The sequence below is a fragment of the Saccharothrix sp. NRRL B-16314 genome (genome assembly GCF_000716595.1).
Taxonomy (GTDB): Bacteria; Actinomycetota; Actinomycetes; order Mycobacteriales; family Pseudonocardiaceae; genus Actinosynnema.
In genome coordinates this window covers 58,338-70,777 of record NZ_JNXC01000031.1, presented here as the reverse complement: position 1 = coordinate 70,777, position 12,440 = coordinate 58,338, and the positions used below count along the sequence as shown (strand labels likewise).

Below are 12,440 nucleotides of genomic sequence, written 5' to 3'. Positions count from 1 at the left end.
AAGGATGATCATGAGCGGCATCCCTGCGATCGAGCCGTACCCGATGCCCACAGCGGGCGACCTGCCCGGCAACACCGCGCCCTGGCGCGTCGACCCCGGCCGCGCGGTCCTGCTGGTGCACGACATGCAGCGGTACTTCCTGCGCCCGTTCGCCGAGCCGTTGCGCCAGGAGCTGGTGGAGAACTGCGTGGCCCTGCACCGGCGTTGCCGCGAACTCGGGGTGCCGGTCGCCTACACCGCCCAGCCGGGCGGGATGACCGAAGAGCAACGCGGTCTGCTCAAGGACTTCTGGGGTCCGGGGATGCGGGTCGACCCGGTCGACCGGCAGATCGTGGACGAGCTCGCGCCGGACGACGACGCCTGGCTGCTCACGAAGTGGCGCTACAGCGCGTTCTTCCGCTCGGACCTGCTGGAGCGGATGCGCGCGGCGGGTCGGGACCAGCTCGTGGTGTGCGGTGTGTACGCGCACGTGGGCGTGCTGATGACGGCGGTCGAGGCGTTCACCAACGACATTGAGACGTTCCTGGCCGCCGACGCCGTCGCCGACTTCACCGAGGAGCACCACCGGATGGCCGTGGAGTACGCGGCGCGGCGGTGCGCGGTCGTGGACACCGCCAAGGGACTGCTGGCCCGAATGGACGAACGATCATGAACCCGCTGCTCGCCCGGGTGCTGGCGGACCAGCCGCCGCCGTTCGCGCTCGTGCACCGCCCGGCCACGGCGGGTGCCGACACCGTCGACCTCGTCATCGGCGAGGTCACCACCCCGGACGCGCTCGCCGCCGTGCCGACGCCGACCCGGTCTGCTTCTGCTGGGCCGCGTCGTGCCGGGCACAGCGCGTTGGTGCTCGTGCCGTACCGGCAGATCGCCGAGCGCGGCTACCGGTGCGTGGACGACGGCACCCCGCTGGTGGCGATGACCGTCACCGAGCAGACCACGCTGACCCTGGCCGAGGTGACCGCCGCGCTGCCCGACGTGCCGATCCACCTGGAGAACGGGCGCTACGAGCCGGACGACGACGGTTACGCCGAGATCGTCCGGCGGGTCGTGGCCCAGGAGATCGGGACGGGGGAGGGCGCGAACTTCGTGGTGAAGCGGTCGTACACGGCCGACATCGCCGACTACGGCCCGCACCGCGCGCTGTCGTTCTTCCGCCGCCTGCTCGGCCGGGAGCAGAGCGCCTACTGGACGTTCGTGGTGCACACCGGCGACCGCACGCTGGTCGGGGCGACCCCGGAGCGGCACGTCAGCCTGCGTGACGGCGTCGCGGTGATGAACCCGATCAGCGGCACCTACCGGTACCCGCCCGGCGGCCCCACCCGCGAGGAGGTGCTCGCGTTCCTGGCCGACCGCAAGGAGACCGACGAGCTGTACATGGTGGTGGACGAGGAACTGAAGATGATGGCCCGGTTGTGCGACCGCGGCGGGCGGGTCGTCGGCCCGTTCCTCAAGGAGATGGCCCACCTCGCGCACACCGAGTACCTCATCGAGGGGCGAACCACCCGCGGTCCGCTGGACATCCTGCGGGAGACGATGTTCGCGCCGACCGTCACCGGCAGCCCGCTGGAGAACGCCTGCCGGGTGATCGCCCGGCACGAGCCGGCCGGTCGCGGGTACTACAGCGGTGTCGTGGCGCTCATCGGGGTGGACGAGCACGACGACGACGTCATGGACTCGGCGATCCTCATCCGCACCGCCGACATCGACCGGACCGGCCACCTCGGCATCGCCGTCGGCGCGACCCTCGTGCGCCACTCGGACCCCGTCTCCGAGACCGCCGAGACCCGCGCCAAGGCCGCGAGCCTGCTCACCCCGCTCCAGGCCGACGGCCGCGTCACGTCGGCGGCCCCGGCCCGGTCCCGGGCGTCCTTCGCCGCCGACCCGGAGATCCGCGCCGCCCTGGCCCGGCGGAACCTCACGCTCGCCGACTTCTGGCTGACGGACGCCGACGATCGCGCGGCGCCGGTGCCCGTGGCGGCCGGTCGGCGCGCGCTGGTCGTGGACATGGAGGACACGTTCACCGCGATGATCGACCACTTGCTGCGGTCGGCGGGCCTGGACGTGACCGTCCGCCGGTTCGACGAGCCGTACGACCCGCGGGAGTACGAACTGGTCGTGCTCGGCCCCGGACCCGGCAACCCGACGGCCGACGACGAGCGGCGCACCGCCCACCTGCGCGCCGCGGTGGACCGGCTGCTGGCCCAGCGCCGACCGTTCCTCGCCGTGTGCCTGAGCCACCAGGTGCTCAGCTCACGCCTCGGCCTGGAAGTCGTCCGCCGGGAGGTGCCGAACCAGGGCGTCCAGCGCGAGATCGACCTGTTCGGCGACGTCGAGCGAGTCGGCTTCTACAACACCTACGCCGCGCGCAGCGACACCGACGTGCTGCTGTGCGACGGGTTCACCGTCCAGGTGGCGAGGGACGCCCGGACCGGCGAGGTGGACGCCCTGCGCGGACCGTTCTTCGCGTCCACCCAGTTCCACCCCGAGTCGATCCTGACCACCAACGGCGCCGACGTCCTGGCCCGCCTGTTCACCGCCGTGCTCACGTCCGCCGACGCGGTGACGCCCGGCTGACCACGAAGCGGATGCCCGCGACCTGCTTCACGGCCGAGCACGCGAAGCCGTGCGGCTTGAGCATCCGGGCCACCTCGTCACGGGTCCGGAGCCGGCCGCCGCCGGTCAGCGCGAGCTTGAACGCGGTCGAGGCGTCCGCGAGCGGGAGGGGGTCGGCGACCAGCGGCTCGACGACGACGAGACAGCCTCCGGGGGCCACCCGGTCGACCACTTCGGCCACCCAGGTCGGTGAGACGGGCGCGACGTGCAGGACTTCGTGCGCCACCACCACGTCGAACCGGCCCTCCGGAGGTGTGTCCGTCGGCGCCTGCCCCACCCAGTCGACGTGCTCCGACGGGACGACGGCGCGCACCGACGGGTAGTCCACGACGACGGTCGGGCCCAGCGTGTCCCAGCTGCCGGGTGCGGCGCCGAGGAGCAGCACGCCGGCCGCCGGCCCGACCACCTTGGCGACGGCTTGGGCGGCCCGCAGGCGCAGGTGGGCCGCCGGCAGGTTCATCCGCGCCGCGGCGGCGCGGAAAGCCGCGGCTCCCGGGCCGGGGGAACCGAACGTCGCGGCCGGACGTCCGGTGCGCGCCGCGTCGGCGGCGGCCCCCGCCGGTCGCCAGAACCAGTCCAGCTCGAAGCGGAGGCGGCGGCCGAACCACGACAGGGAGCCCCCGGCCATAGCGACCACTTCGTCGCTCGCCCGGACCGACGTCCCCGACGAGAACCAGCCGGCCCGCAGACCGAACCGGACCACGGCGTCGACCTGCTCGGCCGGCCACGGCGGCACCTCGCCCGCCAACAGGCCGCTCCGCCCGGCGTGCAGGAACGCGGCGGCGCCGACGTGCCGCCACGCCGGGTGCGGTGAGCCGGCGAGTTCCGGCCGGTCGAGCAGGTCCGCCCAGTCGACCGAACCGGCCAGCAGCGCGTCCCAGGTCGGCGGCGTCGCCGCTGTTCCGACCGCTGTCCCGACCGCGTCGACACCGCCGGCAGCCATCACCGCCCGCGCGGCGGCGACGATGTGGTTGTCCGCGGTGGCCGCGCCCACCGCCTCCCACGCCGCGGTCTCCAGGTGCGCGCCGAACCAGCGCCGCGCTGTCGTCCACGACTCCACGGTCAGTACCGGAACGCCGACATGCGGAACTCGCAGCAGTACGCGGAGTCGTCCTCCCGCAACCACAGCCCGGACGGGTCCGGCAGCATCTCGGTGAACGTGAGCTGCTCGTTCGTCCCCGCCAACTGCTGGAGCACCCGCAACGCCAGCGGCGCGAGGAAGTCCACGTAGTACGGCTTGGGCTCGGACGCCGCCTGCAGGTAGCAGAACCGGGGCATGCCGTGCTCCTCCCGCACCCGCGCCGCCCGCCGCAGCAGACCGGCGTCGTCCAGCCCGGACAGGTCCGCACCCCACTCCGCACTCGGCATCGTCCAGCGTTCCCGCTGGTAGACGGCCCGGTCCAGCTCGATCCGCGGGGTGTGCCCCTCGGGCAGCCGCACCGCGATGGGCATCACCCGGGGCAGCGCCACGGCCCACAGGTGCAGTTGCTCGTCACCGGCCATGTACAGCTGGTGCCGCGCCTTGGTGTCCCGGTGCCGCAGGACGATCCCGTCCTCGTCGTCCGCGACAACTTCGAGGTCGGCCATCCCGACGCGGTCGGTCGCCCGGTCCGACGGCACGGCCGACACCTCGACGAACGTGCCGGGGAACGCGTCGCTGAGCAGGCCCTTGTGCCGTCGCTCGGTGAGCACCACCGACAGACCTCCGTACTCCGGCATCTGCGCGACGTGCGCGGCGCACTCCCGCTCGGACTCCTCCTTCAGGTCGTCGAAGTACAGCTGCGAACCCCACGCGTAGACGACCTGGTGCACCTCGCCCAGGATGAGCTGGTAGTCGCCCGCGGCGAAGCTCTCCAGGTCCCGGGCCGACACCATCATGTCCGGTGACACGTGGCAGTTCGTCGGCAGTTCGATGCCGTCCAGCAGGCTTGCGACGTCGTCGGCGGTCAGCGTCGCGACGTGCCCGTCCGAACGGGCGCGGACCAGGTCGGCGAACCGCTCGCGCAGGCCTTCCACGGCCGCGTCGGTGCTGGGCAGCGAACGGCGCAGCATCGCCTTGGCGAACCGGGCGTACGGCACGGCCTCGCCGGGCGCGACCTCGTCCAGCACGGCGCGGCCGAGCCGCCGGTAGTGCCGTTGCAGCAACGCCGCGTGCGCCGCGGACACCTGGAGGATCGGCCGCAGCCGGTCCAGCAGGTCGTCCGCGAACTCCCGGGAGAAGTCGAACCGGGTGTGGGTGCCCTCGCAGTCCTCGTAGAACAGGGTCCGGTCGGCGTACGTCGCGCCCGCGCCGCGCCGGGCGGGCAGCCCGGTGGTCTCGGTGAACGCCTCGTCCAGCGCCGACACGATCCCCGGCCGGTCGGCGAACCCGGCGTCGCGCAACGCCACCCGCAGCTCTTCGAGCCGGTCCAGCCGGGCCGTCCACGCCGCCTTGCCGGGACACTCCGCCGGCAGGGCGGCGGCGTTGGCGCGCAGTTCGGCGAACGGGTGGAACCGCGTGGACGGGACGTCCACGTCCACGATCAGCACCCGTCCGGCCGCGAGCTTGTCCACCGCGGTGACCACCTCGTCCACCGGACGGCCGAGCAGCCCGGCGATCTCGGCGGTGGTGCGCCGGTGGTCCGCCAGGGCGGCGATCTCCGCCAGCGGTCCGGGCAGCCCGAACTCCCGGCCGTCACCGGGGTGCTCGACCCGCGAGCCGGTGAGCCTGGCCAGCGGGTGCCGGCGCGGCCGGAGCCACGGCCGCACGTCCGGATCGGCCGCGATCCGGTCGGCCAGCGCGCGGACGGCCCAGAAGCTCAGGAAGATATCCCGCCGACGCCAGCGCCCCGGCGCGGTCTCCACCCTGATCGGTGGCCCGTCCGGCACGATCGACGCGTAGTTCAGCGGCCCGAAGAACGCGGCGGTGTCGTTCTTGCCGGAGAACCGCTGGAGGTACGCCCAGCCACGGCGGGCGAGCTGGCCGGACATGGCCGCCCGCGGGTCGTCCACCAGCTGCCGGAGGCTCGTGGCGTACATGTCCGGGTTGGACAGGAACAACGCCTGGGCGAACAGCGGATCGGTCAGCATCCCGCGCAGCTCACCGTCGATCCGGTCCTGCTCGGCCGCGTAGGCCCGACGCAACTCACCGTCGGCCCGGTCGGCGGCGTCCCGCGCGGTGAGCACGGACTCCAGTACCGCGCGCAGGGACGGGGGCACGGCGTCGCCGTGACGGTCCAACGCGGCCTGGTCGAAGGTGCCGACGGCCAAGCCGCGGCGAAGCCGGGACAGCACGCGCAACGCGCGCTTGTCGCTGTCCGCGCGAGCGGCCGTCACAGCGGCGGGGAAGTGGGACAGCGCCTCGCGGACGGCCGCGTCGGACGCCTGGTCCGCCACCGCCGCCTCGGCCACGAAGCGCTCGACGGCGGACGCCGACAAGCGGGTCAGCCACTCGAACGGGAAGCCGGTCCGGCGCACGACCAGCCGGGACAGCAGTCGCCAGTCGGCGCCAGGGACGCGTTCAGGGGATGTGGACGTCACACCGTCACCTCCGGGGCCGCTCCGTCTACAGTGGATGGCAGTTCCGCGTTGCCCGCCAGGAACACGTCCAGCCCGGGGAACCGGAAGCAGCGCGAGGCGGCGAACCCGGCGTCGGCCAGCAGTTCGCGGTACTCCCGCGCGTACAACACGCTGCCGCCGGTGCTGACGAGTTCCTTGACCGCGAACGGGACGTAGTCCGACGGTTGCAGGGTCGTGTCGTCGAGCACCTGGTCGGCCAGCACGAGGATGCCGTCGGGTCGCAGCGCGGCCCGGCACCGGGCGAGCAGTTCGGGCAGCGCGGACGCGGGCTGGGTGTGGCAGATCTGGCCCAGCACCAGGACGTCCGCCTCACCGGCGCCGAACGCGTCCGTGGTCAGGTCCGCGGTGACGAGCTCGGCCCGGTCGGCGATCCCGAGCCGCGCCACCGTCGACCCGGTCTGGACGAGAACGGCGGCGCGGTCGAAGAACCTCACCCGCGAGCCCGGCCAGGTGTGCGCGAACGCCGCGCCCCACACCCCGCTGCCCGCACCGACGTCCAGCACCAGCCCCGGCCGCGTGCGGGTCTCGATGACGGCCCGGACGACCCTGCGGGCCAGCGTGAAGTAACCGGGGAAGACCAGGCCGTTGTACGCCGCGAGATCGTGGTAGTACCGGCCGGCCACGTCGGGGTCGAGCAGGTCGAACGTCGGCCCGCCGCCGCGCGCGACGTCGTCCAGGTCGCCCAGCGCGTCCCAGAACCGGTGCGCGAGCTGCGCCCCGAGCAGGTACGTCCTGAGCGCCCGTGGCGCGGACAAGGCCTCGCGCAACGAGGGCGCGAGGTCGTGCGTGCCGTGCCGCATGACGCCGAGCCGCGTCAACGCGTCCGTCAGCACGGCCAGCGACGGCGCGGGTAGGTCGAGCCGTGCGGCCAGGTCGGGCGTGCGGCCGTCGACCAACGCCGCCAGCAGTCCGACTTCCGCCGCCGCGCTGAGCACGCGGGCGCGCAGGTAGCCGTGGTCGGCCCGGTCCAGCAGCCAGTTGCCTCCCGGAGGCGGCAGGTCGCGGTAGCACGAGGACAGCTCGGCGTGATCGCCCGCGCGCAACGCGGTGACCATGTCACCCACCACGGGCCACCGCTTCGCCGCGACGTTCGCGCGCGTCCGCACTTCCTCCAACGCCTCCGGGTCGGGTGGCGCACCGCCGAGCCGCAGCACGTTCCGCAGCACACGAGCCGCGTGCGGCGTGCAGCCGGTGCGCTCGGCCAGCCCTTCGTCGGTGAGACCGGGGTCGGACCGCAGCACGTCCGGGAGGCCGAGGCGGGCCGCGGTGTGCACGGCGGCCGATTCCGCGTGCCCGTACTTGACCCAGTAGCTCAGGGTGTACAGGTCCGGTGTCATCCCTGCCCTCCAGACGGCGTCTCGGTCGGTACTCCGGTGTCCTGCCGGGCGGTGACGGCCAACCCGAACAGGCTCATGACGAGGGTCGCCGCACCGGCGATCCCGAGGACGGTCCGCACGTCCAGGCGGCCGAGGCCGTAGCCGGTGAGCACGCCGGACAGCGATTCGCCGGTGGAGCAGAGCAGCGACCACAGCCCGAACACCTTGCCCAGCTGCTCGGGCGGTATCGCCCGTTGCACGAGCGCCGTGGTGAACACGGTCGCCGCGGACTCGCCGATCCCGGAGACCACCGCCAGGACCAGCGCGAGCACCAGCGACCCGCCGAGACCCAGCACCGCGAAGCAGACGCCCCACAACGCCCACCCGCCGAAGATCACCACGGTCGGCCGGCGCGGCTGCGTGGCGCCGAGCACGAGCGCGCCCAACACGGTGCCGCCGGCGAGAGCGGCGATCAGCAGGCCGTACGTGGCCGAGCCGCCGCCGAGCACGTTCTCGGACAGCGCCGCGAGCCCGACGCGGTAGGAACCCGCGATGGTGAGCAGCCCGACCGCGTACAGCACGACCGACCACAGCACCGGGCGTTTCCGGCTCAGGGTCCGGATCGTCCCGGCGAGTTCGGTGCGGACCGTGCCTTCCGTGCTGCGGTCGCGCGGCAGCGCGTGCAGTGCCAGCAGGGCGATCATGGCCGCGGAGAACAGGAACGTCAGGCCGTCCAGGACGAACAGCGCGTCCGCGGAGATCCACGTGAGCAGCAGCCCGGCCGCGGCGGGACCGGCGATCGCCGCGGTCTGCCCGCTGGCCTGGATCAGGGCGTTCGCGCCGACCAGCCGGGACTCGTCCACGATCCGCGGGATCGACGCCTGGAGCGCCGGGTTGAACAGGGTCCGGCACGTGGTGAGCGTGAACGCCACCGCGGCCACGTGCCAGACCTGCAACGCGCCCACCACGTGCAGCAGCGGCACGATCAGCACGAGGAAGCCGCGGACGACATCCGTCACGACCATGGTCCGCTTCCGGTCCCACCGGTCGACGTACACCCCGGCGAACGGCCCGATGACCACGTACGGCGCCAGCCGCGCGAAGATCACCAGGCCGACGCTGAAGTAGTCCTGGCCGGTCAGCTGCAACACCAACCACACCATGGCGATCTCGTAGCAGGCGTCACCGAACTGGGACGTCACCTGCCCGAGCCAGAGCAGCCGGAAGTCCCGGTGCGCCAACAGCCCTCGATACCCGTCCATCATTGTGGGCCTCCGACCACGATCAGCCGCAATTCGCAGTGGAACCGCCCGGCGGCGTCGTCCAGCCAGGCGCCTTCGGTGCCGGGGAACGCCTCGCTGACGGTCATGCCGGTGCTCAACCGGCCGAGGTGGGCGAGCAGTTCGACCAGGAACGCGTTGCCGAAGTCCACGAACACCGGCTTCGGCTCCTGCGGCACCCGCACGTACACCTGGTCCGGCAGACCGAGGTCCCGCGCGGTCCGCCACACCGAGTGGAACAGCTCGAAGTCGTCCTTCGCGGTCACGCCGAGCGTGTCGGCGGGCAGGTCCCAGCGCTCCCGCTGGACCACCACACCGTCGACCTCCACGCGGGGGACGTGCGTGCCCAGGCCGATCCTGGGCAGGTGCACCGACGGGAACGACAGCGACGCGACGGGGTCCAGCTGCCCGGACCGGCGGCGCAACGGCGGGTAGAACCGCAGCTCGCCCGTGCTCGGAGACCAGCAGCCCACCTCGCCGTCCCCGGCGCGGACGGTCACCTCCGCGGCGGGCACCGCGTCGGCGAAGGCGGCACGGGGCCGCAGCTCGACCACGTGACCGGGCAGGGGGTACGGGAAGATCTTGTTCGACCGGGTGTGCACGAACCGCGCCGCGAGGCCGGCGTCCGGTTGGGCCGCGATCCCGGCGGCCAGACCGGCACCCAGCTCCGCGCGCAGGTCCGGCTCGAGCATGTGCGCGCTCGGGAACACCCAGGACAGCGCCTGCGGGTGCATCTCGCCCAGGACCAGCTCGAACCGGCCCGCCCGCACGTCCTCGACGTCGCGGGCCCGGAGCATCAGGTCGACCGACGTGACCAGGTACCGGCCCGGCGCGCCGCCGGTAGGCAGTGCGTCGCCAGGGATGCGGGCCACGTTGCCCTCGGTGTGGTCGGCGACCAGCGCGTCGAGGGTGTCGAGGAGGCGGTCGAACTCCGGGTGCGGGCCGTGGTGCACCGGTTCCCGGGCCAACGCCGCCAGGTAGCCGAGCAACGGCATCTCGTCACCGCCGTGCCGCCGGACCAGGGCCACGGCGGCGGCGTGATCACGGTGCTGCTCGGCGATCCCGAACGTCGTCGCGAGGTCGAGCACCGGCGCCAGCCGTTCGGTGATCACCCGGTGCAGGTCGCCGCCGATGACGAACTCGGCGAGATCGCCCCGGCACTCCTCGAACAGCGGGGCGCGGTCGGCGTACATCCGTCCGCCGTGCCGGCGGGCGTCGGCTTCGCACAACGTGACGACCTGCGCCTCGATGTCCGCCAGCAGCTCCCGGCGGTCCTCGACCGGGCTGTGCGCGAACGACCGGATCGCGGCGTGCAACGAGCGCAGTTCGGGCTCCCACCGGTCGCGCGGAGGGGCACCCGGCGGGAACCGGTCCAGCCAGTCGATCAGCCAGGCGAGCGGGTCGGGCAGGTCAGGCGGGATGATCGGGCCGAGGACGAGCGCGCGCTTCCGGCTGAGCCGACGCACCCGCTGCCACGTCTCCGGCCACGGTTCGCCGAGGTCGTCGGCCAGTTCGGCGACGGTCCTACGGCCGTCCGCGGCCTGGAACAGGACGAGATCGGCCGGTTCGAGGCGGTAGGTGTCGTCGCCCAGGGGGAAGACCAGCTCGTCGCCGTCGAGCCGGCACCACGTCGCCCGGCGGGGCTGGAGCAGCGGGTGGCTCGCCGGGTCCTCGGCGATCCGGAGCGCCAGGCGTTCCGCCGTCCACTGGGACGGGAAGCTCTCCCGGGCCGCGATCCGGTCGGGACTCCGCCGGATGGTCAGGTTGTCGGTGGCGGCAGGGTCGAGGCGGCCGTAGTTCAGCGGGCCGAAGAAGCTCTGCGTCTCGTTCTTCGCGCACAGCCGTTGCAGGTACGACACCAGGCGGCGTTCGAGCTTGCGGACCGAGCTGGTGCGCCGCTCCGGCCACGCGTCGTGATAACGCTCGACGGCCGCCCGGATGTCCCTGCTGCACAACAACAACGCGTCCTTCACCAGCTCGTCGCCGACGATGGCGCGCAGCCTGCGGCGGCGTTCGGTCAACTCGGCGGCGAAGGTCTCCCGCGCCTTGTCGAGCAACGCGTCCCGCTCGGCGAGCGCCTGGTTCCACTCGTCCAGCCGGCCGGCGAGCACGTCGACCGCGGCACGGGTCGGCAGCAGCCGCGTCACCCTGCCGCGGATGTCCGACAGCACCCGCAGCGCGGCGGTGTCACCGTCGGCCTTCGCCACCACGACGGCGTCCCGGATCAGCGGGATGACCTCGCCCGCCGACGCGCGGATCGCCGCCTCCGCGTCGGCGACCTGCTCGAACAGCCGCACGGTGCCGCTGAACCGCAGCCGCTCCAGCAGCTCGACCGGGAACCCGGTGCCCCGCACGATGACCTGCGGCAGGAAGCTCCACGTCGCCATGGTCAGCCCACCTGCATCCCGGAGATCAGCACGCTCGGCGCGCCGGCGCCACCCGCGAGCGGCGTGAACCGCAGGTCGTCACCGCAGGCGACGATCGAGCGCAACAGCTCGAACACCCCCGCGGACACCTGGACACCGCTGATCCGCCGGACGGGCACCCCGTCGCGCAGCCACCAGCCGTAGCCGATGGCGGTGAAGCGCCCGGTGCCGCTCTGCAACCGGCCGGACCGCAGCAGCCCGGTGATCATCGGACCGGTGCCGAGCCCGGACCGGAGTTCTTCGCCGGTCGCCGTGCCCGGCTTGAGGTACGCGCGTGCCGGGGCGGGCAGCGGCGGGCGCCACAGTTCCGCGCGGGTCGCCTTCCCGTTCGGCGGCATGTCCAGGCCGTGGGCCGTTTCCAGCGAGTGCAGGAAGCCCCTGAGACGACCGCCCTCGATCAGGGTGACCGTCTCGGCGGGAGTGCCTTCGTCGTCGAACGGGTGGGTCACGTCGTCGATCAGGGTCACCGCGGATGAGGCGATCCGGCGGCCGACGCGGTCGCGCAGCGCGCGGAGGTCGCCGAGCACGTGCTGGGCGCTGAGCAGCCGCGCGAACGCCCAGGCGAGGTCGGCCGCCGGCCCGGGGCCGAACAGCACGGGCCACGTGCCCGCCTCGACCGGTGTGCCGGCGACCAGGCAGGCGGCCTGGTCGATGAGCTCACCGGCGAGTTCTTCGGCGACGAGGGCGTCGAGCGTGTCCGCGACCGCGGCGAACCGGACGTGGCCGCTGCCGCCCTCCAACCAGCACCACACCTCGTGCGTGGTCACGTCCTGCGCCACGGCCAGGTCGCGGGAGTTCACCAGCAGGCGGCGCGTGTGCTGCCCGGTGTAGCCGATGCTGAGCAGGTGCGGCTGGGGGAGCGGCAGCTCGCGGACCTTCCCCGCCACGGTCCTCACCAGGCTCGCCGGACGGTCGTCCAGCGCCGGCGCGGGCAGTTGCGCGGGCGGTTCCGGCCGCGAGCCGGCATCCCGGATGAACGCGACGCCGCGGAGCCCGTGCGCCCGCGCGGTGGTGACCGCTGCCCGTGCGAGCGCCGTCGACCCCGTGCCCACGGTCGTCAGCAGGCAGCCGCGCCCGTCGGACCACACGCGCAGCGCGGTTTCCGTGCGGTGGCCGCGGCTCTCGCTCAGCCGCTCGGTGTGCGTGATCACGCGGTGCGTCGTGCCGTGCTCGGCGTAGACCTCGGCGTCGGTCGCTCCCGCGTCGAGCGCGGCGGTCACGGTCGCCGTGGCGGACTCGATCATCGC

8 protein-coding genes are annotated in these 12,440 nt (G+C 73.4%); 2 read left to right on the top strand and 6 right to left on the bottom strand.

Going from position 1 to position 12,440, the window contains the following annotated elements; translation table 11 throughout:
• Nucleotides 1-10 precede the first annotated feature (10 nt).
• Nucleotides 11-652: an isochorismatase family protein gene (locus tag OQ02_RS31950; RefSeq protein ID WP_033442391.1), complete on the top strand. Its 642-nt coding sequence runs from the start codon at nucleotides 11-13 to the stop codon at nucleotides 650-652.
• Nucleotides 649-2,574, top strand: coding sequence for an anthranilate synthase family protein (locus OQ02_RS31945; protein ID WP_033442367.1), 1,926 nt, complete (start codon nucleotides 649-651; stop codon nucleotides 2,572-2,574). The genes OQ02_RS31950 and OQ02_RS31945 overlap by 4 nt, the downstream gene beginning before the upstream one ends.
• Here OQ02_RS31945 and OQ02_RS31940 read toward each other — a convergent pair.
• From OQ02_RS31940 to OQ02_RS31915, 6 genes are read right to left on the bottom strand one after another with little or no spacing between them, the layout of a single operon-like run.
• Nucleotides 2,543-3,673 carry a hypothetical protein gene (locus OQ02_RS31940; protein WP_033442366.1) on the bottom strand — a complete coding sequence of 377 codons (1,131 nt, stop codon included), beginning with the start codon at nucleotides 3,671-3,673 and terminating at the stop codon, nucleotides 2,543-2,545. The two genes, OQ02_RS31945 and OQ02_RS31940, sit on opposite strands and share 32 nt — an antisense overlap.
• A gap of 2 nt (nucleotides 3,674-3,675) precedes the next feature.
• Nucleotides 3,676-6,132 (bottom strand): lantibiotic dehydratase, encoded by a 2,457-nt coding sequence (locus tag OQ02_RS31935; RefSeq protein ID WP_033442365.1) that lies wholly within the window; start codon nucleotides 6,130-6,132, stop codon nucleotides 3,676-3,678.
• Nucleotides 6,129-7,508 carry a methyltransferase gene (locus OQ02_RS31930; protein ID WP_033442364.1) on the bottom strand — a complete coding sequence of 460 codons (1,380 nt, stop codon included), beginning with the start codon at nucleotides 7,506-7,508 and terminating at the stop codon, nucleotides 6,129-6,131. Before OQ02_RS31930 ends, OQ02_RS31935 begins: the two co-directional genes overlap by 4 nt.
• Nucleotides 7,505-8,749 carry an MFS transporter gene (locus OQ02_RS31925; protein WP_033442363.1) on the bottom strand — a complete coding sequence of 415 codons (1,245 nt, stop codon included), beginning with the start codon at nucleotides 8,747-8,749 and terminating at the stop codon, nucleotides 7,505-7,507. The genes OQ02_RS31930 and OQ02_RS31925 overlap by 4 nt, the downstream gene beginning before the upstream one ends.
• Nucleotides 8,749-11,154, bottom strand: coding sequence for a lantibiotic dehydratase (locus OQ02_RS31920; RefSeq protein ID WP_033442362.1), 2,406 nt, complete (start codon nucleotides 11,152-11,154; stop codon nucleotides 8,749-8,751). Before OQ02_RS31920 ends, OQ02_RS31925 begins: the two co-directional genes overlap by 1 nt.
• Before the next feature lie 2 nt (nucleotides 11,155-11,156).
• Nucleotides 11,157-12,437 (bottom strand): TldD/PmbA family protein, encoded by a 1,281-nt coding sequence (locus tag OQ02_RS31915; RefSeq protein WP_033442361.1) that lies wholly within the window; start codon nucleotides 12,435-12,437, stop codon nucleotides 11,157-11,159.
• Nucleotides 12,438-12,440: the final 3 nt, after the last annotated feature.

Excerpts from the sequence above, each read along its gene's own strand:
- OQ02_RS31925 (WP_033442363.1), bottom strand. The coding sequence starts at position 8,749 with ATGGACGGGTATCGAGGGCTGTTGGCGCACCGGGACTTCCGGCTGCTC.
- OQ02_RS31950 (WP_033442391.1), top strand. The coding sequence starts at position 11 with ATGAGCGGCATCCCTGCGATCGAGCCGTACCCGATGCCCACAGCGGGC.
- OQ02_RS31915 (WP_033442361.1), bottom strand. The coding sequence starts at position 12,437 with ATGATCGAGTCCGCCACGGCGACCGTGACCGCCGCGCTCGACGCGGGA.
- OQ02_RS31930 (WP_033442364.1), bottom strand. The coding sequence starts at position 7,508 with ATGACACCGGACCTGTACACCCTGAGCTACTGGGTCAAGTACGGGCAC.
- OQ02_RS31920 (WP_033442362.1), bottom strand. The coding sequence starts at position 11,154 with ATGGCGACGTGGAGCTTCCTGCCGCAGGTCATCGTGCGGGGCACCGGG.
- OQ02_RS31945 (WP_033442367.1), top strand. The coding sequence starts at position 649 with ATGAACCCGCTGCTCGCCCGGGTGCTGGCGGACCAGCCGCCGCCGTTC.